The 21,107-nt window shown below is 49.3% G+C and carries 19 protein-coding genes, 1 rRNA gene and 1 pseudogene (1 of these 21 cut by a window edge); 13 read left to right on the plus strand and 8 right to left on the minus strand.

Features of this window, described 5'->3' with window-relative positions:
* The 4 genes and pseudogenes from MRJ96_05045 to MRJ96_05060 all read right to left on the minus strand — a co-directional run.
* A 16S ribosomal RNA gene (locus MRJ96_05045) occupies positions 1-112 on the minus strand; it reaches 1,429 nt to the left of the window's first position.
* 174 nt (positions 113-286) lie between these two features.
* Complete coding sequence (locus MRJ96_05050) at positions 287-1,003, minus strand: rhomboid family intramembrane serine protease (GenBank protein MDR4500803.1); 717 nt, start codon at positions 1,001-1,003, stop codon at positions 287-289.
* Positions 1,004-1,099: 96 nt separating this feature from the next.
* Positions 1,100-1,204 (minus strand): annotated as a pseudogene (locus MRJ96_05055) (DHHA1 domain-containing protein).
* Between the two features lie 816 nt (positions 1,205-2,020).
* Positions 2,021-3,094: an LOG family protein gene (locus tag MRJ96_05060; GenBank protein MDR4500804.1), complete on the minus strand. Its 1,074-nt coding sequence runs from the start codon at positions 3,092-3,094 to the stop codon at positions 2,021-2,023.
* Positions 3,095-3,308: 214 nt separating this feature from the next.
* Here MRJ96_05060 and MRJ96_05065 point away from each other — a divergent pair, with 214 nt between their 5' ends.
* Together MRJ96_05065 and MRJ96_05070 are read left to right on the plus strand one after the other, a co-directional pair.
* A complete protein-coding gene (locus MRJ96_05065; protein MDR4500805.1) occupies positions 3,309-4,457 on the plus strand; it encodes a tRNA-dihydrouridine synthase in 1,149 nt (382 codons plus the stop codon).
* Between the two features lie 14 nt (positions 4,458-4,471).
* Entirely contained in the window at positions 4,472-5,110 is a 639-nt protein-coding gene (locus MRJ96_05070) for a Maf family protein (protein MDR4500806.1), read from the plus strand.
* Between the two features lie 120 nt (positions 5,111-5,230).
* Here the strand turns inward: MRJ96_05070 and MRJ96_05075 are convergent, their stop codons facing one another.
* Together MRJ96_05075 and MRJ96_05080 are read right to left on the minus strand one after the other, a co-directional pair.
* A complete protein-coding gene (locus MRJ96_05075) occupies positions 5,231-5,626 on the minus strand; it encodes a type II toxin-antitoxin system VapC family toxin (protein MDR4500807.1) in 396 nt (131 codons plus the stop codon).
* Between the two features lie 7 nt (positions 5,627-5,633).
* Positions 5,634-5,888, minus strand: coding sequence for a type II toxin-antitoxin system VapB family antitoxin (locus MRJ96_05080; protein ID MDR4500808.1), 255 nt, complete (start codon positions 5,886-5,888; stop codon positions 5,634-5,636).
* A gap of 146 nt (positions 5,889-6,034) precedes the next feature.
* Between MRJ96_05080 and MRJ96_05085 the strand changes: the two genes are divergently transcribed.
* On the plus strand, positions 6,035-6,217 hold the full coding sequence (locus MRJ96_05085; protein MDR4500809.1) for a hypothetical protein: 183 nt from the start codon (positions 6,035-6,037) through the stop codon (positions 6,215-6,217).
* A gap of 171 nt (positions 6,218-6,388) precedes the next feature.
* Here MRJ96_05085 and MRJ96_05090 read toward each other — a convergent pair whose 3' ends face one another.
* A complete protein-coding gene (locus tag MRJ96_05090) occupies positions 6,389-7,153 on the minus strand; it encodes a PCP reductase family protein (protein MDR4500810.1) in 765 nt (254 codons plus the stop codon).
* A gap of 61 nt (positions 7,154-7,214) precedes the next feature.
* Positions 7,215-8,135, minus strand: coding sequence for an Mrp/NBP35 family ATP-binding protein (locus MRJ96_05095; GenBank protein ID MDR4500811.1), 921 nt, complete (start codon positions 8,133-8,135; stop codon positions 7,215-7,217).
* A 489-nt stretch (positions 8,136-8,624) separates the two neighbouring features.
* Between MRJ96_05095 and MRJ96_05100 the strand changes: the two genes are divergently transcribed.
* The 10 genes from MRJ96_05100 (at position 8,625) to MRJ96_05145 (ending at position 21,079) form a co-directional block, all read left to right on the plus strand.
* Entirely contained in the window at positions 8,625-9,023 is a 399-nt protein-coding gene (locus tag MRJ96_05100) for a hypothetical protein (protein MDR4500812.1), read from the plus strand.
* Positions 9,020-9,655, plus strand: coding sequence for a hypothetical protein (locus tag MRJ96_05105; GenBank protein MDR4500813.1), 636 nt, complete (start codon positions 9,020-9,022; stop codon positions 9,653-9,655). The genes MRJ96_05100 and MRJ96_05105 overlap by 4 nt, the downstream gene beginning before the upstream one ends.
* Before the next feature lie 70 nt (positions 9,656-9,725).
* The gene (locus tag MRJ96_05110) at positions 9,726-10,730 is read left to right on the plus strand and encodes a hypothetical protein (GenBank protein ID MDR4500814.1); all 1,005 of its coding nucleotides are present in this window, start codon (positions 9,726-9,728) and stop codon (positions 10,728-10,730) included.
* A 288-nt stretch (positions 10,731-11,018) separates the two neighbouring features.
* A complete protein-coding gene (locus tag MRJ96_05115) occupies positions 11,019-13,910 on the plus strand; it encodes a filamentous hemagglutinin N-terminal domain-containing protein (GenBank protein ID MDR4500815.1) in 2,892 nt (963 codons plus the stop codon).
* Positions 13,911-14,540: 630 nt separating this feature from the next.
* Positions 14,541-15,416: a S8 family serine peptidase gene (locus tag MRJ96_05120; GenBank protein MDR4500816.1), complete on the plus strand. Its 876-nt coding sequence runs from the start codon at positions 14,541-14,543 to the stop codon at positions 15,414-15,416.
* Positions 15,417-15,420: 4 nt separating this feature from the next.
* Complete coding sequence (locus MRJ96_05125; GenBank protein MDR4500817.1) at positions 15,421-15,633, plus strand: hypothetical protein; 213 nt, start codon at positions 15,421-15,423, stop codon at positions 15,631-15,633.
* A 61-nt stretch (positions 15,634-15,694) separates the two neighbouring features.
* On the plus strand, positions 15,695-16,657 hold the full coding sequence (locus tag MRJ96_05130) for a hypothetical protein (GenBank protein MDR4500818.1): 963 nt from the start codon (positions 15,695-15,697) through the stop codon (positions 16,655-16,657).
* Between the two features lie 714 nt (positions 16,658-17,371).
* The gene (locus MRJ96_05135; protein ID MDR4500819.1) at positions 17,372-17,635 is read left to right on the plus strand and encodes a hypothetical protein; all 264 of its coding nucleotides are present in this window, start codon (positions 17,372-17,374) and stop codon (positions 17,633-17,635) included.
* Positions 17,635-17,943: a type II toxin-antitoxin system RelE/ParE family toxin gene (locus MRJ96_05140; protein MDR4500820.1), complete on the plus strand. Its 309-nt coding sequence runs from the start codon at positions 17,635-17,637 to the stop codon at positions 17,941-17,943. Before MRJ96_05135 ends, MRJ96_05140 begins: the two co-directional genes overlap by 1 nt.
* Positions 17,944-18,136: 193 nt before the next feature.
* Positions 18,137-21,079 (plus strand): filamentous hemagglutinin N-terminal domain-containing protein, encoded by a 2,943-nt coding sequence (locus MRJ96_05145; protein MDR4500821.1) that lies wholly within the window; start codon positions 18,137-18,139, stop codon positions 21,077-21,079.
* The last annotated feature ends 28 nt before the right edge of the window (positions 21,080-21,107 follow it).

Raw genomic sequence — 21,107 nt, forward strand, 5'->3', positions numbered from 1 at the left:
TCCTCACCCGTTCGCCACTTTACTACCAGGTTGCCCCGGATTCTCGTTCGACTTGCATGTGTTAGGCGCGCCGCCAGCGTTCGTTCTGAGCCAGGATCAAACTCTCAAAAGATTTTTCCTTCTCACAAGGGCCGCCATTTCAATACACTTACCTGCTGTTTTTTCCAGCTATTCTTCTGTCAAAGAGCACGCCTTTATTCCCTCAGGCGAACCTTGAATGTATCTCAATATTTTTTAGATGTCAACAGGAATAATTATAATTCTAAAAAATATTTTTTGGACGTGGTCAGTCCCATGAGCTTCGATAGTGATGAGGAGGATTGAAGAACCGGACATGAGGATGTTTAAACACTCCGATTAAACCCATACCTGCCACAAAACCACCTACATGCGCAAAAAATGCAACGCCTCCGCCTTCATGCCCAATGCTCATTCCACCGCTAATCAATTGCAGGACAAACCAGAGCCCCAGAACAATGGCTGCAGGAATATGCATCAGTTGAGTAAAAAAGCCAAGCGGAATTAATACCAAAACATGCGCTCGAGGATACAGCAACAAATACGCGCCCAATACGCCAGAAATCGCCCCACTGGCTCCGACCATGGGAGTGGTTGATTCTGGATCGATTATGGCATGACTCAAGGCCGCGATGATTCCACAGGCCAGATAAAACAAGATGAACTTTCCATGCCCCATCACATCTTCGATATTATTCCCAAAAATCCACAAATACAGCATGTTCCCTATTAAATGCATCAATCCACCATGCAGGAACATGCTTGAAATGAGCGTTCCATAGGCCGGCAAGGCAATCAATTCAGGCGGTAATTGCGTATAGCCGAATACTACAGCCGGAATCGCTCCGTACTGGTACACAAACAGTTCTCCAGATTTCGCAGGAAGCGAAGCCTGATACAGAAACACGAGTGAACAAGCAATAATGAATGAAACGGTCAGGTAGGGGGTGATTTCGGTGGGATTATCATCCTTGAGAGGAATCATTGATGCTCCACCAAAAACACGTGATTATGAGCCACAGTCACTCGAAACGTTAATGGCCTCAAGTTGGAGGAGCGGGTTCAGAGGATTCGGCCCTGCCTCATCAAGAGCGATAGAAAAACCTGCTGCATGCGTATGACCGCCCCCACCATAGCGGCCGGCAATGTCGGCTACCGAAATGCCACCGGATCGAGAGCGAAGACTAAAGTACCGTCGTCCATTTCGTTGATGCCAAATGACTCCGAATGGATTGTCTGTCGATAAACGTTCGCCGATTTGACTCGTGAGTACGGGACTGTAGACAGCTGGTACAGTCTCGCCTTCAAAATCCACCATAACAGCCTCCGCCACCATCTTCTCGATCAACATGTTTTCATGTCGAAGGATGCCCCGGCCTTCTACTTCAAGGACTTCCTGCTTGAGAGAATCCCACGTTGAAAAGTCAAATGGATAGGAGGACAGCGCCGCATTAATCTCACGACTATTCGGCAACCGCCACTGCCAAAGGTCTTTATCCTGAATATATTGCATGAGCCATGGAGCAGACGTTCCATGTATCCACTCCCACGCTAAAACCGCTCCACTTTTCTCCATGTCAAAGTAGGCGTAGGATAAGTCGGCCAGCGCAGCCTGCGCGGTCACATGATGGTCGAGAATATATAAACTGGCAGATTGCCTATTCATCGACTCGATGATATCGCGAGCATAACTAAAATCCACCATCATGACATGACGGTCCACGAGACCCTCAGGAGGGGGATCGCCATGTTTGACCGGCAGGAACGTCGCACCGGGAAATCGTTTCCACACGGCCCAGGCTGCGCCAAATCCATCCGTACATTCAGCATGATAGAGCACAGTATCCGGAGCGTGGATATCACGCTGTTGATCAAACGTGTTCATGAAAATTTTTCTCCTTCGATATACCAACATACCATGACGATCCACTCCAAGAAAATCGAGTCAACCCTCAACCGGGTTCTTGCCTGAATGAACGAATGAGCGGAAAGCAAACAGGGGCTAGGCGACAGGATTCAGGACTGCCGAGCAGGCATTGAGCCGATCGATTAACTGCCGGAAACGGCCCGCATCCTTTCGGTTATACCGGAAGACCAGCCGAGGAAGGTCTCGAACGTCAGCATCATCAAATTCTTCTTCCAACGCTGTGGTTTGACGAAATTCACCATTAACCAGAAGATCTTGAAAGTCGTGATTCAGACCGTGGAGTTCGTCGACAGTCAGAGGGTGTTGAAGCCGGATCACCAGCTTGTCACCGATATACCGAATGGAATGATAGTTTCGGTAAAACGTTTCAATTTCTTCAACCGCCTCGGCTTCGTCATGAAAAATCTTAAAGAGCGATAAATCCGTCTCGCAAATCAGACCCCGTGGAAGCAATTGACCTTTGACAAAATCCATCCATCGCTCCCAATAATCACACTCGGGTGGTTCCAACATGATCACAGGGGTGGGATCCGTCTTGCCGGTTTGAATCAGGGTCAATACCTCGAAGCCTTCGTCAAGCGTCCCGAACCCCCCGGGAAATAAAATAGTCGCGTCCGCTTCTTTGACGAAGAGCAATTTCCGAGTAAAAAAGTACTTGAGATTGACTAACTTTTTGTCATCCGCGATCAGCGCATTGGGAGCCTGTTCAAACGGCAGCATGATGTTGACGCCAAAGCTGCTCTCCCTACCAGCCCCTTCATGTCCCGCCCACATGATCCCCGGACCCGCGCCAGTGATGACCATATAGCCACGCTGACTGAGTAGACGTCCGCATTGAAACGCCAATTGAAAACTCGGGTCGTCTTGAAGCGTACGCGCCGACCCAAAAATACTCACCTTCCGCACATGCTGGTAGGGATGAAAAACTTTAAACCCATACCGCAATTCTTTGAGCGCCCGGTTGAGAATTTTGACATCCAGCACATCCACCTCCGGATCATCCAGCTTCACGATACTTTGCATCATTTCTCGCAGGAACATCACTTTGGGATCGTCTGACGATTCCATGAGGACGGATTTGACTTTATTCAGAAGGGCTTCATCATTTCGAGATGCTGAGTGAGTCTTTGACGGGTTCTGATTGTTCATTTGAAAACTCTCGCGCTGTTTTCCCATAATATATATGATACGCTCCTTAACAGATCGGCACCAGATAAAACGGATTTCAAACTCGTAAACTCTTTGTAAAATAACACGTTATGCGCCTAAATTCTTTGGCAGTCTGGACTTGTCTTTTCGGCAATATACGGCTGCAACTCAAGGATTTCCTTCGAGAATATTCTCATCATTCGCGGGTTTCCCGATGAATATGTGGCGCCACATTCCCAAACCCATCATTGGACTTTCGCCCATGGATGGCGTCACCGATGCCAGCTTTCGACACATCGTCGCCACACATGGACACCCGGACATTCTGTTCACGGAATTTACGAATGTGGGAGAAATTTGCCGAAGCCGGAAAGGCGGGTGGGGAGCGTTCCAGTATTCGTCACAAGAACGGCCGATTCTTGCCCAGCTTTATGGAAAAGATCCTGAACTGTTCTACCAGGCCGCACACATCGTTTGTGAAATGGGATTTGATGGGCTGGATATTAATATGGGATGCCCGTCAAAAAATGTCGCGTCGTCGGGAAGCGGGGCCGCGCTTATCCGGACACCTGAACTGGCGCTCAAGATCATGGAAGCGGCCCATCAAGGCATCGACGATTGGGCGCATGGGCAGTCGCTTGAAGAAGCCGGAGTGCGTCCTGCGATCATCGAGAAAGTGAAAGAAATGAATGCAGAGAACGCCTGGGTGCCGCCTGCATATGCTGAACGGGCACCCATCCCACTCTCAGTCAAAACCCGAATCGGCTATGATATTGTCGTGATTGAAGAATGGAGCGAATGCCTAACGCAAGGAAAACCGGAGGCCATTTCGATTCATGGACGAACGTTACAACAAATGTACCGGGGCCAAGCCGACTGGGAAGCAATCGGCCTTGCGGCGCAGCAGATCCGAAAAAAAGGCATCCTTGTTTTAGGCAACGGCGACATTAAATCACTAGAAGACGCCTTGGACGCTATTCGAACTTATGGAGTTGACGGCGTGTTGATCGGACGCGCCGCACTCGGCAATCCCTGGATATTTCGTCATATTCAGACCCTGCGACGATCGTTCGAATCAGGTATCGCGCATGATCTTTCAGCCGAGTCTATTGATTTGCCTTCACGGTTTCAGATGATCCTCGAACATGCCGCATACTTTGAGTCAAGAAATCCCGAAAGAGGATTTCCTCGAATACGGAAACACCTCGGGTGGTACTGCACCGGGTTTCCCCATGCCGCCGCGATGCGCGCCAGCATGGTCAGAACGAGTTGTACGAACGATGTCGCCAGCGTTTTGAGTGACTATCGATCGACACACCTGCCAGACAAGACGTCTTCAACAGTACCAGCATTCTACGGGTAGTCGATCTTTCACAGATGTCATCCCCACAAATCATTCTCGCTTCCACTTCGCCCAGAAGACGCGAACTGCTCACCCTACTGGGCCTCAGGTTCGAGGTTGTCGCTCCCACTTGCGAAGAAGTTCCAGTCATAGGACTTTCACCAAACCGACAAGCCAAACAATTTGCATGTGACAAGGCCTGTTCTGTTTCAAAAAAGCACCCTCAACACCTGGTCCTTGGCAGTGACACCATCATTGAAATCGAAGGGATGTTACTCGGAAAGCCAAAGGATATCGAAGAAGCGGAAGCGATGCTCAAGCAACTTCGAGGACGCACTCATCACGTGCGCACGGGCGTCGCGCTCGTCAAAGAATCAGACCATCTCTTGATCAGTTTTGCCGAAACCGCCACCGTTCGGGTGCGGAATTTCACCGATGGAGAATTAACTCACTATTTGAGTACGAAAGAAAGCCTCGGAAAAGCCGGCGCCTATTCGATTCAAGGTAAAGGGAAAAAATTGATAGAAAAAATAGAGGGGGACTATCCGACCATCGTGGGACTTCCGTTGTGGAGAGTAGCAAAGCTTCTCGAACAACAGGGCATGAGAGTACCCAATTCAGCCGAGGAAATTTACCGAGTGAAGCCGTACGCGAATTGGAAAGAATTCTCGTAGAGAATTTGGATGGATTTCAGTCCACATCTCAGACCCGTATGGCTAGATTCGGGATGTTAAGAAGGCACTCAGAATAACCGACGATAGAGCTCACTCTATCGAATAACAAGAATAAAGAGTTTATGCATAGGAAACGGTTCGAATATCTGTCTGACCGAAATCGTCTCCTTTAAAGAGCAGCAGTTCGCCGGTTAAACGGGCTAATGCGTAGGCGGCACAATCTCCTAAGTTTAACCCTGCTGGATGGCTTCCCTTCCCAAACTGCCGATAGGCCTCTCGTGCTAACTCCACTTGCTCGGAGGTTAACGGCACCATATCCATTCGACAACGATGCAGCAGTAAATCCAGTTCTCTCCCCCCTGCTGGACCATATCGAGCCTCGATCACGATCCCTGTTTCCAATACCGACACGGCGCTCACCAAACGCTTCGGATCTGCTGCAATCGCTTCGGCCATCACGTGGGCTTCGGGCTCCTTTGCCAACACGGCAACTAACGCGGATGAGTCAATGACCATACGAATTTCAGGTAAATGACCCCGTGTGTGAATACCCCAATATCTCATCGGGTGTTCGGGAATCGAGAACCGGTAAAGCACTGCAGCGAGTTGCAATGTCCATGATCTCCGTGACGAGATCAGGACCCGTTCGACGCCCTTCAATACGTTCGAGCCGATCTTCCAACGCATGAATCACGGCATCGGTAATCGTCTCTCCAGTTTTTTCCACCAGCCGATTGGCCAGATGCTCTGCCTTTGGATTTTTTATGTTGATAGCCATGGAAGATTCATCCTATCTTTCTTTAATCTACTACAAGGGATGGCAGCTGTCAATTTCCTAGTTAACGTTATCCACGTCTACCTTCAATGCAGCTAGCTAGCCAGGATCGAGGAATCTCATCTTCCTATCACAATACGTGATGTTTCATGCTTGCAGCGAAAGAAATATCAGGTAGCGTACGCCATGCCTCACTGGATTCAGGGTTACTCCAACAACAGGGAGTCAGTCGTGCGGCCCACAATCCGCCACAATCCGGTAGAGGAGATTTACCGATTAAAACCGTATGTGAATTCGGAATGTCTTCCGATTTTGTCTTTGGAGGAGAGTGACGGAGTTACTAAATTTGACATAATAAAAAAGGCGGCTCTTTTTGAGAGCCGCCTTTTAGGAGGAGATATATTTGTTAACTATGGCCGTTTCAACGATCTTCTTCACGTTGCACTACGAACAGCGCAATGACCGTTCGGTAGTAAACTGAAAGGCCTTTTGATTCGCTATGGCTACATAAACTTCATGAATTTTTCTTTGGCCGCTTCCATCAGTTCAGCAGTAATGGAGGTCGCGCCTTGCTCTTTTGCCAACCGTTCAATCTCTTTTTTCGCCATTGGTTGAATGAAATCAGGAATGTTGCTGAGACGCGCCTTGGCTTCGGGCGTCCATTCCATGCCGTCCGAGGCATTCTTGGAATCATCCATCACTTGAAGCGTAATTTTGTCAAACCCATGTTTTCGCGCATAGGTTTCGACGCTACTCCGAACCATCGGAGCGACAAACGACGGCAGTTTATCCAACCGTTCTTGGGCATCCGGTGTCCAGGTCAATGCCGGTCCGGCTGGCGCCGAGGTTCCCGCCGAGCCTGTCGACCCGAGTCCCATCTGCGCAACCATCGCGGAGAAGGGACAGCCTCCTTCCGAAGATTCACCGGAGGTGCCAGGAGCTCCGGCCATAGCCGTTGGCGCTGACGCGGCAGGGGATTCGCCGGCCTGAATCTTTTCATTCAAGTACGCGGCCATTTGTCCGGCACCAGCTCCCACTTCATCCTTTAAACCACCCCGTGTCATTTCCAGCGGAGTCGGAGCGGCCGTTCGACCACCAAGCTGCACGCCGAGCGAGCTCACCATTTGCGTCTCGCCGGGATTGGTGACCATCGAAAATTTCGCGTCACACGAAGGGCACTTGAAAAACACCCCGAGCGAGCCTTCCGCAGGCTGTTCAACCTTTTCAAACCCCATATATGTTTCACAATTTAAGCAGACAAACTTCATATCATCTCCTTCCGTAATTCATTTTCTGTCTTCCGTCTAACGCTTTCCGATAGCCGAACTCCTACAGCTTTTCAGCCAGCACCTTTTTATAGTCCAACAATGTTTGGATCTTCTGCGCAATCTCTTGATACTTCTGAATCGTAGGATACGACTCATCCAGCAATGGCTCACCCTTATCGAATGTCTTGGCAAAATTCCGATCAAACGGAATACGGCCCAATAGCGGAAGTCCCAAGGCTTCGCACATCGATTCGGTGTTTCCTTCGAACAACGGATTTTCTTCACCACAAGAGGGGCATCGATATTGACTCATATTCTCGATCACGCCAAGCACTTCAATGCCCACTTCCTGCGCATAGGCGATAGACTTTTGGACGACATTTGAGGCCACTTCCGACGGCGTGGTCACGACAACCGCTCCAGCCAGGTCTGAAATGAGGCCGGAGAGCAGGGGAGGTTTATCAGCCGCTGCTCCAGGAGGGAGATCAGCCAATAAATAATCAAGCTCCCCCCAGACAATATCAGAGAGAAACTCCCGAATGACATTCATTTCCGTCATACCCAGCCAAACCGGACTCAAATCCATCGGACCTTTCCAGCGAACCGGCGCATTCGTGTTGAGCAAGAAGTCCATAGAGGCGACTTTCACGCCGAGTGGACCGACGGGCGGCACCGCCCCTTCAGCTTCATACGTAAGTTGCTGACCTCGGATCCCCAACATTTGTGGAACACAGGGTCCATTTAAGTCCACATCCACCAGACCAACCTTCTGACCAGCTCGAGCTAGGGCCAGCGCGAGATTGACTGTCGTCATACTCTTGCCAACGCCGCCTTTGCCACTCATCACCACGACTTTGTGACGAATTCCCGCCAAACGGGCTTTCACAACCTGCGTTTGCGCGGCAATCTGCTCAACCACCCGAGCATCGTCGGTGTAGTCCAGCTTATCAAGAATCGACCTCAAATTTTGTTCGGGCGCCATAAGAAAAATCCCTCAATAATTGTGGATTTCAGACAATCAACTCTCGACGATAGCACAGCGTTTTTCGAACGTTCAAGCTTCGTCTTGACAGATAATGACAAGAAGACTATTGTCGCCCATTGGGTTTCTCCTCCAATAATCACGAGCGCTCAAGATCAAAGAGTGCAGGAGAAAGTCCTAATGGGGTAAAGCACAGCCTTAGAAAACTGATTCTTCATCAACGAAGGCCTGTCAGACCACGAACGTCTGACAGGCCTTCGTGTTTTTCAGGCAGGAGCAAAAGGTTCTACTCGAAAGAGAGAGTTATCTAAAAAGATACGAATCGTATCTGAATGGATACAGGAAATAACATCAAATGAGTAAAAGAAACTCTCACTGGGGTGTTGAAACTCCATTTTGTCCAATTCTAAGAATGCAGACTAATCGGCATTACAATTGCTCAATTTCAGACTAAGCAGAAAACATCAGTAAAACCAAATGAAATTTTCCATGGTTTGTAAGAAAGGACTGTTGGTACTGCTCTGGACATTAGGCAGCTTGATCGGCTGTACAAAAGTAGAAGTCAATACCGTTTTAGACCAGACAGCAATGGCTCCGGAAGGATATAAATATCCTGAAGAGTTTATCTGTAACGTTAAGTTAAAACTAACCTGCTACGCAGGAGTAATATGTTTCAGAGAAGTAACCACAGAGAGGTTCGCAGGAGAGGATCGAGTACACCCAAACAGTATTGCATATTTTGGAGAAGAAAATCTTTCAGTCACATCATGCTCCACCAACACAACGGCAAAGGAAGACGTAATTAAAAGAATAAATATCGGTAAAAAAACGTACCGCCTTCGCACTATAGAAAGGGGAAAAAGCTTTATGAAAGGAGAAACGGAATGAAGGGTAGTGTGCGGAAAACTTTATTATTGCCCCTCTTGTGTTCCTTCATACTTGTAACTTCGAGCTGTTTGGCTTTAGATCTTGAGGTAGACCAACCAACAGATGTGCTGACAATCAGTCACCACAAGACCGTAGACCTGACCCATACACAAGTCAAAGAAATTTTGCATCATGCATTTATGGCTCTTCAAAAGGATCCAGACATAGATGATGACCATAATTGCAGGATGAAGTTTAAGAAGTTTGCGATAAAAGAGTTTGATTCAGATGACACACCGGCAACTGTCACGAGTGCAGAAGACATGCAATTACTAGCAAGAGAGCCAGGACACGTAAAAGTAGTCGGAGCCATAAATTGGAATTGCGGAAAGATTACCGCCGACGAAGGCAGTGTGTGGGGCTGCTCTCCAAGAGGAGGAAATTTCATCGTGGTGCAACATCAAGTTGACCCGGATAATCCTGCTACAGACGGTGTGTTGTGGCTTCACGAACTGGGACACAATGCTGGCCTTCCAGATATTAGACAGAAGGATGTCTCTCATATGTCAAACAAGCCCGTAATGACTGAATGGATTGACCCGACTCATACAGTCCTTAATGAATTAGAATGTCGTTATTTTGCAAGCCTGTAGAGAATAGGATTCGAATGGAAGAAAAACTGGGCAACTATGCTCTTTGTTCTGTTGCTTCGAGGAGCAAATCATGAAAATCAGAACAATCGTTGCAGTGATCCTGTCTTTAACTAGTTTCTGTTTAGGACCTCAGATCGAGGCGTTCGCTCAATGTCCAAATTCTCCGCCTCCTGCCGCAAGTCCATCATCAGTCGAACAATTTGTCGAACGGATCTATCATCGAGGATATCCGTTTGAAGAAGCACTGGAATACGCAAAAGGCAAAGATAGTAATATCAAGCAGCGCATCGACACACTTACGTGCTTGCTAAAAGTCGGAACAAAAAAATCCTATTGGTCAAACATAGTCACCACCTTGGGGGTCATCGGCCATCCAACCGCTGTCGAGGCAATGATTGAATTTGTAAGTAGGCCGATTCCTAGTTCGAATTCAATCGATTGGCCGCTGGTTAGATCCAAACGAAGTGCACTCATCGCGCTGGGGTATGTCATCAAGAGGCATGAAGAGGCTAGGAACAAACACACTGATAGCGAGGAGAAGACAGCAGCAAATAATGCTGTAGAATTTTTATGCGATCACTTAGAGGAGAAAGACTCTTGTACCTCAGATCAAAACAAGTTAGTCGCAGCAAAAAGAAAAACCATAGGCAAGTATAGAGCTATAAAATCGAAGTTCGAAATTGAAATAATTGCTCCATATCTTCGACAAGCAGCTATATTGGGCCTCGCTCTCTCAGGCAGTCAAGAAGGGGGCAATGCTTTGAGAGAACTAGAAGACCCATGGATAGTCAAATTCTGGACGGAATATGTAGTAGTACCCGTCAAAAATGCGAAAAATGCAGTGTCCCGCAACATCTCAGAATTTGCACCATTCTCAGTTACAGAGGCACTTTCCATGACACCTTTGTTTGATGAAGATGAAAACACGCCTTCTCCTCAAAAGCGGAAAAAACAACTTATACCGCCAAGAGTTGTAGATCCAATCGAGGAAGCGACACTCGCCCATGAAATAATAAGCCAAAACAAAAAGGGATTGGAGTGTTATTACGATTCGTCAAAATGTGATACCCAATGAAGAACAATTACCTAAACACACATAAACCCTTCAAATTTTTCTAGTACGGAGGTACTTATGAAACTTCGCATGTTGATTATCGCCCCACTGATCGCAACAATATTTACAGGCTGCATGAAAATCAATATTTCAGTTGGCTCCGGAAGTGGTGGAACAGGTTTTGATCCCGGTTTAAGATCACGAGTTAGCTGCGCTAAAGATATGTATAATCAATGTATCCCCAATCATCCTCCCGGGTGCACATGCTCATAAAAAAATCTAACTTGAACCCCAATTTGTTTGCCAATAATGGACAATACCCGCAGCTACTTGATTGTTCGCAGTGTCCTTATCAAAATACACTTCTTTAAGTTTTTGTGCGTTGGGCTCCTAATAGTACCTGCTCAACTACTAAACCTGAGCTCCGTTAGTCGAGCGCAAGTTACATTAGATGGAACACTTGGTATAGGTACACCCGGCCAAGAGGTTGGCCCAGGAAATCTTCCTAGTGGAAAATCTCTTGCCAATGGTGCTACCTCGACTGACCATCTCATAACCGATAGTCTAGGAGCGAGGGTAGGCGATAACCTCTTTCACAGTTTTAGCAACTTTAGTATTGGTGACGGGAAAAGTGCCACTTTTACTGGACCGGATTCCATTGCCAACGTTCTGAGTCGCGTAACAGGGCCAAATGCATCTATTATTAACGGAACTCTCGCGTCCACCATTGATAATGCAAACATTTTTTTATTGAATCCGGCAGGAGTAATTTTTGGGCCAAACGCTAAACTTGATGTAAAGGGAGCTTTCTACGCAACTACCGCAGACTTTGTTCAACTAAACCAAGACGGCGTATTTTATGCTAGCCTTGGTGAAGACAGTGTTTTAACTTCAGCGGAACCTGAAGCCTTCGGATTTCTAGGAAACACCCCTCCTCCGTTATCCCCTACAAGTCCTGCATCTGTTTTTGTCGAAGGATTGAGAGTCCTAAATGAGAATTCTGTCACTGTTATTGGCCGTGACGCGATAGCCGGAACAGAAGTAGTAGACGGTATAGCTATCAACGCAGGGAAGTTACAGAATCCCAACAGTCACGTACACTTGGTGAGTATTGGAGCATCGCAATCACCAAATGTGGCCCAAGTCGCGGTGAATATCGATACTCTAGCTGTGCGCGGATTAACGTCTCAGGACGAAGTTACCCAAAGCCAGATCCAGTTAGGTGGAATTTCTCTTTCGCAAGAAGCTCAAATTGATACTAGCGGTGTCCGAGGAGGGGGTGTGGTAATTCGAGGCGGGAAACTCACTCTAAGCGAATCATCGATTTTGGTAAATTCAACCGGAATTATAGATGAATCTATAGATGAATCCTGGACTGCCGTGGATATAAGGACAGATTCGTTAATTATTAAAGATGGGGGATCGATTGAGGCTGAAGCCTTTGGTTCTGTGGACGGAGGAGATATCGTCTTACTAGTCAACGAAAGTTTCCAAATTCGTGAAGGCGGTCTAGTGATAACGAGTGCCGTTAGTGGATCAGGTAATGCAGGAGAAATTAAGGTCCATGCGGATGAAGTGGTGATCTCTGGAGTTCTGACAGGAATAGCGAGCCAATCATTGTCAGATGGGAACGGAGGAGATATCAATATTACTACAAGTCGTTTGGAAATGGATACAGGAATCTTATTCTCACAAACTTCTGGCTCCGGGCATGCGGGAAACATTGAGGTAACGATTCAAGAAGGTGAGTTACCCACAACATCAACCCAAGGTGAAATATCACCTTCTGACCTACAGATTACCGGCAATGCTTCCATCACTACGCAATCAGAGATAGGATCAACAGGAGATGCGGGTGAAATTAGACTGACAGTTGGAAAGGAGGTAGGTAAAGCGGGAGAGCTAACTTTCGAAGGAGGAGATGTGTCAATTCGTGGAACTATTTTCTCCTCAATTGAAGGAACTGGCGCAGGAGGTAAGATCCAACTCAAGGCAGGTAATTTAGATTTATTTGGTTCTAGCCTCATACAAGTTCAGAACCTTAACTCAAGCCAAGTTCCAGGGAACATTACCTTAATCCTAACTGGAAATTTGTCTGTAGAGGAATCCTCGACCATTAACACTTTTGCGCGTAATTCAGCTCCTGGTGCGAACCTGAACATAACGGCTAAGGAAGTCAATCTGACAAATAGCAGTGTCGTATCCACGACCACTCTAAGTGATGGACCGGGAGGGAATCTCACAATCATTGCTGAAAACCTCCAAGTAACGGACAAAGGCGAGCTCACTTCTGAGGCCAGATTAATTCCAAACGAAGCAATACCGTCTGGAAATGCCGGCAACATTAATGTTGAGTTGACTGGCAACTTACTCGTGAGCAAGGAGGGAAAGATCGCTGTTAGTACAACGACCGCAGGGAATGGAGGAAACATTACTATCTCTGGATCTAATCTCTCATTAACCGGCGGCGCTTCTGTGACTGCTGAAAGTTTTTCTCAATCTAATGACGCCGGCAATGCTGGCGATATATCTCTCGAAGGTCAAAATTCCATTTTCATTGAGAACAGTACTGTCACAACAAGGGCTCAGAATGCAGTTGCGGGAGATATTAAATTAAAATCTGAAAATCTTATTCAAATTATCGATAGTAGCATTATTAGCGAGGTGCCTGAAGGTTCGGGGTCAGCTGGGCGAATTAATATTGACCCTCAATTTATCATTGTAAAGAATAGTTTAATCGACAGTAGCGCGAATTTTGGCGATGGTGGAGATGTGACGTTTGAGGCAGATGCGGCGATTCTGATTGATCCTTTTAGTAAGATTGATACTTCTTCCCGGTTCGGCGGCAGTGGAAGAATCAATATTCGAGCTCCAATCCAAAACTTAAGTGAGACGATCGCGTCTTTACCTGAGGAGGTTTTAAAAGTTGCCGGATTGTTTGCAGAACGCTGTGCAGCTCAAAAAGACGGGAAATTTAGCAGCTTTACCCAAGGCACCCGCGGTGGTGGGCTTCTTGGGGTGTCCAATTATTTATCGAGTCCTCTATCGTTTTCGACTTCCAGTTCCGAGGCCAGCTCAGCCACCGCATCAGTGACAGGCTCAAAAGATGCGCTACAAGAATTTACCTGGAAGCTTTTCAATCCCGAAAAGACTGAAGACATCATCGAACACTGCGCCTCAATTCCCCTCTTCCGCTCCTGACGCTCTTCCTAAACTGACTGTTCTTCATTACCACTACATTTCCTGAGCGCTCTTCTTCCCCTCAAAAGTTTTTGTCACCTCCTACTGTTTTCTGCGATCGATTCTTGAAGAGAGATTCTTTGCCGAAATTCGCGCGTGCCGAACCATGATTTTTCAATGCCGCGTATCCAAATAGATAAATCATGTATGTCATGCGATACAAATACATCGTCTCTATTTTGTTGAACAGATTGAGAAAATGAGAAACATCTGGAACTGTATTGATGAATTTCAATTTTGGCTTTGGAGGCATCGGATTTGCTCCTCCCAAATAGATATCGTGACAATCACTCAGTTGACACATTGCTGGAGCAATTCAGGACAACAAAGGATGGCGTTATCTCTAAGGGAACACATGATGACACGCACCAAATATATTCATACGTGTGACATCACGAGTTTGATCCAGGCCTCATTCGCGTAAGATTTGCCTGTCCAGTTTCCTGTCCTTTCCAGCTCACACAACACTTTCGTGCCATGCAGTGTCCGTCATGGTAGATGGAGAAGTTTGTCATGAATTGATCGATGTGAAGCACATCGCCAAACATCTCGTAACGGCATCACGACCTGAATCATTGAGAAAGCCAGAGAATGACTCCCCGACAACTCATCAATCTCCATCCACTGATGGAGCAAACCAGTGGCCGGCCTGAAGTCCTCGTCGGCCTCATCGACGGCCCGGTCATGATGCCGCATCCGGCATTGACCATAAACAACATCAGAGAACTAGCCGGCGCGCAAACAGGAACCTGTACGATTCCCAACAGCTGGGCCTGTCTTCATGGCACGTTTGTCGCCGGAGTACTCAGTGCGACGCGCGAATCCGTGGCACCGGCTCTCTGTCCAGGCTGCACGCTGCTTCTTCGACCCATTTTTCCGGAAATCACCCAGGAACATCCCACCATGCCACGCACCACGCCGGACAATCTGGCCGCCGCGATCTGGGAAACCGTTGCCGCGGGAGCTCGCGTGATCAACCTCAGCCTTGCCCTCGAGACGCACACATCACAGGGCCACTATCAACTAAAAGACGCACTCGATTTCGCGGCCAGCCGGAGCACGATCGTCGTCAGCGCGACCGGCAATCAAGGAACCGTCGGGGGAAGCACGCTGACGCAACATCCGGCGGTCATCCCAGTAGCCGCGTATAGCCAGCAGGGGCGGCCATTGAACCTGTCCAACATCGGAGCCTCAATCGGCAGAAACGGACTGGGAGCGCCAGGAGAAGAAATCGTGAGCCTCGGTGCAGGAAATTCGTCACACATGCTCACGGGAACCAGTGCGGCCACACCATTCGTCACGGGCACCATCGCTTTGCTCTGGTCGCTCTTCCCCGCCGCGACGACCGCGCAAGTCAAAATGGCTATCACGAGTTCCACCGCACCAGGACGAAGGACCGTCGTCCCACCGCTCCTGAATGCAAACACCGCAAGAACAAGACTGCAACACCTTGTAGAAAGGAATTAGGCCTATGGAAGACATCCATGCCCCAGACGAAACTCGTCAAGAGCCAGCAGCGCAACCCTACCGCGTCCGCCTTCCAGGGTTCATAAGCGACCAAGACATTGGACTGGGCGACATGATGAAAAAAGCCACCTATGCCATGGGCATCAAACCCTGCGGGGGCTGCCACCGGCGCGCCGCCGCGCTCAATCGCTGGATGGTCTTTTCCGGCAGACGGTAAGGACAGAGAAACACCAATATCATTCTTCTCACTTTAACGTTCACACATGAAAGGAGACATCATGCAAGAAAACATGACGCAGGAAACAACACCGCAAGGACCTGGCCTAACGACAGATGTATATGGCCCCACACCAGCCAGGCCAAGTGGAGCAAACACCGTCGTGGCATCGCTGCAAGAAAAAGAACAGAGCACCTGTCAAACCTGCCAAACGCCCGCCGTGACCAACGGCCAACAGAATCCCAACTTCGTCTACGCCATCGGGTCCATCGAACCGCGCTTTCCCATGCCCTCCATCGAAAAGGAATGCCTGCAAGCCGTCTCGCGCATGAACGGAACATCGGGCCTCTCCGACCAACAAGTTTTGAAAAAAGTCCTCTCCCACCCCAGCAACCGGTACCTGGCGCGGCAAATGTGTTGGGTGTTTACCGTGGAAGGGCTGGAAACCTACCTCCTGCGCCCCCGCGACGCCACCGATCTCGAACAACTCGTGGAAGCCATCCGCCCAGAGCCCGACAACAACGACATCGACGTCGTCATCGGCTATCGCGGCAGCCTCGCGCCACCCGAAGCCTGTAACGGCCTCATTCTGCCCATGGTCATGATCGAGCAGGTGTACTCCTTCGACATGAAATCCCTGCTCAAGTCGATGCCCACGCCTGAAAAGATGTCCCCCGGACAATTCTCGCCCATCGCGCAGGAACTCTACAAACAAATCATCCACATGGCCGACAACGCCGGAGCCACCGACGAACACCGGGCCATGAATTATCTGGCCGTCCGGTACGACGCCATCTACACCGTGTGCGCGGAACAATATCGAAACAACTATTCCTTAAACAGCGTGCAAGTCCGCCCCTCGCGGCTGAGCGCCGCCCGCAAGGTCATGGATGCCATCTTCACGTTTACCCATCGCGAAACGACCGTCACCCAGAAATGGTTCACCCGCGTGGACGTCACGGAAGAATTCCCATACCTCGTCAGCCCCCTCTCGCCCTACTACGTCTATGAGCAGCAGGTGTGAAACCAGGAGCGACGAGTCATGAAAGAGCAGGGGAGAATTGAATCATAGGTGATAAGCAAATCAACACCAGATCGGGACCGGTGCGTCAGCCACCCTGATTGTGTTCTACCAGTAAGGTTGTTGAATGAGAAAAGGAGGAGAAGATTATGATACCAGGATTCACAGCAGAACAATCACTTAAGAAGAAAAGTCCGTTCTATCGCAACTCAATTCTCAACGGTTCGTCACGTCTGAACCACAGCGTGGTTCCAGCAGGAACTTGCTGCAATTACGATAGTGCAGGTAATTGCCTAACGAATAACCCTCCGGGATGTAAGTGTTTTCCACATTGTATGTATTAACCGAATTATAGTGTAACTCGACAAATTTGGGTTCCCCTCAGGGTGGCTGACGCACCGATTCTGAAAACTGTTAGGGTCAGACATTGTTCTGACCCCACCCCGCCGATCGAGACGGTGTTGAACCCTATCGGATTCAGAGAGGTCACCCCCAAACAAGAGTAGAAAGTATTGCGTAAGGTCATGACCGGTATAGCCTCGTCCCGTCTTGCGGCTTGTGCGTCCCGGCTCACGTTTCCCGTATTTCCTGCCCTTTGAATCATCCCGCTCGATAGATAGGAGTTAGTTACAAATGCCAAAATGTTCTCTTTTGAACATTTGTGTGTTTTGTGGTAATCTGAGAGAAGCCAATGTTTGCTAAAGGAGTTCACAAAATATGAGCCGACTCTCCATTGAATTGACTGAGGAACAGCATCAACGCCTGAAAGCTATGGCAGCATTGCAAGGCAAGAGCATTAAGGACTACGTCCTTGAACGATCGCTCCCGGATTTACCGGATCGTCATTCTATGACCGATGAAGAAGTCCTATACCAGCTTGAACAATTTCTCAAACCTCGGATTGAAGCCGCTGAACGCGGTGAGCGTGCTTCCCGAACTCCTCAACAAATCCTCGCTGATGTTCAGCAGGATTTAGATTGATGCTTTCTTATGATTTAACGCCAGCTGCTGAGGTAGACCTTGAAGAGATTGCCCGTTACACGACGCTGGAATGGGGACCGGAACAAGCCACACGCTACATCGACAAACTCCACGAATGTTTTCAAAAGATTGCGAAACAGCGAGTCACAGGTAAAACATTTTCCAAGCGCTTTCCGAACCTATTCGTGACTCGTTGTGAACATCATTACATGTTTTATCTGCATGTGAATCAAACTAAGCCTGTCATCATTGCTGTACTACACGAACGCATGGATATGCTTGCCCGTCTTAAAGACCGTTTAGATTGATGGCTGACCATAAGCATATGCCTTTCCGCAGATAAACATCCCACAGCCAGACCGCAGAACGCTATACTCATATCTCCTTTTTCGCATCTCGTTTCCATCTGCCTGCTGACGTCTGACGTCTCTCCCTCATCACTTGTCGTTTCCACATGCCCTCATGTAGGCTATAGTCCTTCGTGAGTAAGGAAACGGTGTCATGAAGACTTGCCATCTCCCCAATCCGAAACGCTCTGGACTCTTTCCCTTACTTGTTCTCGTATCCTCTGTTATCACGCTGCCTTGCCTCTCAACATCCGCCTCGGCGCAAGTCGCCACGAATATTACGCCATCTGGACTCGCTACGAACGTGGCTCCTCCCAATGGGCCCGTCACCGATATCACTGGGGGCACACGACCAAAGACTACGCAGGGCATTCCCGGCCCGAACCTCTTTCATAGTTTTGGAGAGTTTCATGTCGGAGCAGGCGATGTCGCGAATTTCTTGAATGACCGCGGCCTGCCAACCCAAAACATCTTGAGCAGGGTCACGGGCGGCAATCCATCCAATATATTCGGCAGGATTCAGACGACAGATTTTCAAGAAGCCAATCTCTTTCTGATCAATCCGCAAGGAATCGTCTTCGGTCCCAACGCGTCGCTCGATATCGGTGGCGCCTTCTACGCCAGCACCGCCAATCGGGTGATGCTGGAAGACGGGCGTGTGTTTACTGCCATACCAGGTTCAGAAGACGCGCTGCTTACTGCCGCCTCGCCGGAAGCGTTTCACTTCCTGGGAAATACTTCACCCGTTCTCGCGCCGGACGCCGAAGCCGCGATTCTTGTCCAGGGATTCGAGTCGCTACAAGGCAGTGGGGTATCGTTCATCGGCCGCGAGGCCACCGCGAATCAACACACGGTGGAAGGCGTCACAATCAGGAACGGGACCGTGCAGACTCCGAACGGAGCGGTCAACATCGTGAGCATTGGCGGTCCGCAAGCAGCCGATGTGGCCCATGTCTCCGTCGATAAAACAACACTCGACGCGAGCGGAATCAACGCGCAAGACGGGCCGACCCAAGATTCTCCCTCGTTGGGCGGCATCGCGATCAACCAGGGAGCTACGATCGTGACCAGTGGAACTCGCGGAGGCATTATTACGATTCGGGGTGGAGATCTCACGATAGAGGACGCGAACATCGCAGCCAATATAACGGACATCTCGGCCAATGATTCAATGATAGTCGCCGGCAGGGGCATCGACATTGACGTCACGAATGGTGTGTCGATCACCAAAAGCGCCCGCCTCGAAACCAACGTTACTGAAACAGCCCCCCAAGGAGTAGAATCTGGAGGGATTCGCATCGATGCTGGCCATGTCGAAATTCTGGGTGACCCGGAAGCGGCCATAGAAGATCGAACAGGAATACGATCCGAAGTGCTCCCAAATAGTCCAGGAGACCAAAGCGGAGACATCCACATAACAACCGGATCAGCGCGAATGCGTGGCGCGGTGCTCCAAACAAGCGGAAATGGTTCCGCAGATGGAGGAAGTATCATCCTGAATGTCGGAGATGACCTTATATTGGAAGAGAGCGCTCTACTCCAGTCACAAACATTCGGGTTGGGCAAGGCTGGGGATATCGATATCATCGTTCAAGACGGGCAGATCATTAATAGAGGAAACATCACAGCTCAGTCAGTGGCAGTGGCAGGCGGTGGAGGAGGGGGCAATATCAGTATCACAGTCGGCAAAGAAATCTTGTCTGGAGGAATCACAACCTTTGAGGGTGGAGATATTTTGTTAGATGAACGCGGAGGCATCTCCACCTTTCTTGCGCAAGGTGGGCAAGGAGGGAATATCGACATCAAAGCCAAAAATTTGGATTTACGAGATAGTGGTAGAGTCGACGTTCAGTCATTCTTTTCTCCCATCTCCGATCAGACCACTGGAAGTCTGACCATTGACCTCACTGGAAATCTGAATATGCGTGGTGCTGGAAGCGGAATTGGTGAGCAAAGTGAGATTACGGTCATCTCTCGAGGGGGAAGTCCTTCAGGCGGAGCCACGATTACGGCGCAGGAAGTGAACATCGGTGCGTTTAGTACCATCAGCACGCAAAGTCAGAACGAAGGGAGGGGCGGGGACTTAACGATCAGCGCCGATACATTACGTGTCGCAGACGGCGGTTCCATCACCTCGAGCTCAGGCAATCCCTTCTTTATTGCCGGCTTTGCCCCGCCGTCTGCATCCATCGGCGACGCTGGAGATATTGCTCTTGATGTGAATGGGCCTCTGGTCATCAGCAACGGCGGCGAAATCCAGGCCAGCACAAGCTCTGATGGCAATGGAGGAACGATCAATATTGTGGCCGATCAGGTGAGCCTGGCCGGTGGATCGACCATTTCCGCCAACAGCACGTCCAGGAAGCCTGAAGCCGGTACTGCCGGATCTATCGATGTCACGGCCAACGGGACGATTCAAGTCTCTGACAGCTCCCTGTCGACGAATGCCGCGAATGCGCTGGGTGGAAACATCGAGCTCACAGCCGGTGATCTCATTTACATCACCAACAGTGATGTGACAACCCAAGTGCTGGAAGGTTCGGCTACTGCGGGCGAGATCGACATCGACCCCGATTATGTGATCATCCAACGCAGCAACATCTTAAGCACGGCCGTCTTTGGCGATGGAGGACCGATCACCATCACGGCCAATGCCGCAATCTTAGTCGATCCCACGAGTGTCTTAGATGCTTCGTCGCAATTTGGCGGGGCCGGAATCATCAATATTCAAGCGCCGATTCAAGAGTTGAGCGGCACGATCGTCCCCTTGCCCGCGAAAATCACGAACGTGACGAGTCTCTACGGGGAGGCTTGCGCTTCACAGAAAAACGGGCGGTTCAGCAGCTTTGTCAAAACGACGGATTCTGCACTCTCTCCAATGCCAAGAGGATTACTCACCAGCCCCTTAGCCTTCGATATCGAGGGCTCTTCACAGCCTGCCTCTCGCCACGCCAAAACATCCGCCACTTCTTCGCGGCTGACTCACGATTCTCCAGAGATGACCGGATTCCCGATCTGGAAAATCAAGACCGGCACCCTTCCCATCCTACCGTTTCAGGTCTGTGCCCGAACGGAAGACTATAGCCAATCCCATTAAATTCCAATGCATGGACATCTACTCACCC

This window comes from Nitrospirales bacterium (assembly GCA_031315865.1).
In the GTDB taxonomy this organism is placed as follows: domain Bacteria; phylum Nitrospirota; class Nitrospiria; order Nitrospirales; family UBA8639; genus JAGQKC01.

Excerpts from the sequence above, each read along its gene's own strand:
- MRJ96_05140 (MDR4500820.1), top strand. The coding sequence starts at position 17,635 with ATGCTTTCTTATGATTTAACGCCAGCTGCTGAGGTAGACCTTGAAGAG.
- MRJ96_05095 (MDR4500811.1), bottom strand. The coding sequence starts at position 8,135 with ATGGCGCCCGAACAAAATTTGAGGTCGATTCTTGATAAGCTGGACTAC.
- MRJ96_05085 (MDR4500809.1), top strand. The coding sequence starts at position 6,035 with ATGCTTGCAGCGAAAGAAATATCAGGTAGCGTACGCCATGCCTCACTG.
- MRJ96_05120 (MDR4500816.1), top strand. The coding sequence starts at position 14,541 with ATGACTCCCCGACAACTCATCAATCTCCATCCACTGATGGAGCAAACC.
- MRJ96_05110 (MDR4500814.1), top strand. The coding sequence starts at position 9,726 with ATGAAAATCAGAACAATCGTTGCAGTGATCCTGTCTTTAACTAGTTTC.
- MRJ96_05065 (MDR4500805.1), top strand. The coding sequence starts at position 3,309 with ATGAATATGTGGCGCCACATTCCCAAACCCATCATTGGACTTTCGCCC.
- MRJ96_05105 (MDR4500813.1), top strand. The coding sequence starts at position 9,020 with ATGAAGGGTAGTGTGCGGAAAACTTTATTATTGCCCCTCTTGTGTTCC.
- MRJ96_05075 (MDR4500807.1), bottom strand. The coding sequence starts at position 5,626 with ATGGTCATTGACTCATCCGCGTTAGTTGCCGTGTTGGCAAAGGAGCCC.
- MRJ96_05070 (MDR4500806.1), top strand. The coding sequence starts at position 4,472 with ATGTCATCCCCACAAATCATTCTCGCTTCCACTTCGCCCAGAAGACGC.
- MRJ96_05050 (MDR4500803.1), bottom strand. The coding sequence starts at position 1,003 with ATGATTCCTCTCAAGGATGATAATCCCACCGAAATCACCCCCTACCTG.
- MRJ96_05145 (MDR4500821.1), top strand. The coding sequence starts at position 18,137 with ATGAAGACTTGCCATCTCCCCAATCCGAAACGCTCTGGACTCTTTCCC.
- MRJ96_05090 (MDR4500810.1), bottom strand. The coding sequence starts at position 7,153 with ATGAAGTTTGTCTGCTTAAATTGTGAAACATATATGGGGTTTGAAAAG.
- MRJ96_05130 (MDR4500818.1), top strand. The coding sequence starts at position 15,695 with ATGCAAGAAAACATGACGCAGGAAACAACACCGCAAGGACCTGGCCTA.
- MRJ96_05100 (MDR4500812.1), top strand. The coding sequence starts at position 8,625 with ATGGTTTGTAAGAAAGGACTGTTGGTACTGCTCTGGACATTAGGCAGC.
- MRJ96_05115 (MDR4500815.1), top strand. The coding sequence starts at position 11,019 with ATGGACAATACCCGCAGCTACTTGATTGTTCGCAGTGTCCTTATCAAA.
- MRJ96_05135 (MDR4500819.1), top strand. The coding sequence starts at position 17,372 with ATGAGCCGACTCTCCATTGAATTGACTGAGGAACAGCATCAACGCCTG.
- MRJ96_05125 (MDR4500817.1), top strand. The coding sequence starts at position 15,421 with ATGGAAGACATCCATGCCCCAGACGAAACTCGTCAAGAGCCAGCAGCG.
- MRJ96_05080 (MDR4500808.1), bottom strand. The coding sequence starts at position 5,888 with ATGGCTATCAACATAAAAAATCCAAAGGCAGAGCATCTGGCCAATCGG.
- MRJ96_05060 (MDR4500804.1), bottom strand. The coding sequence starts at position 3,094 with ATGAACAATCAGAACCCGTCAAAGACTCACTCAGCATCTCGAAATGAT.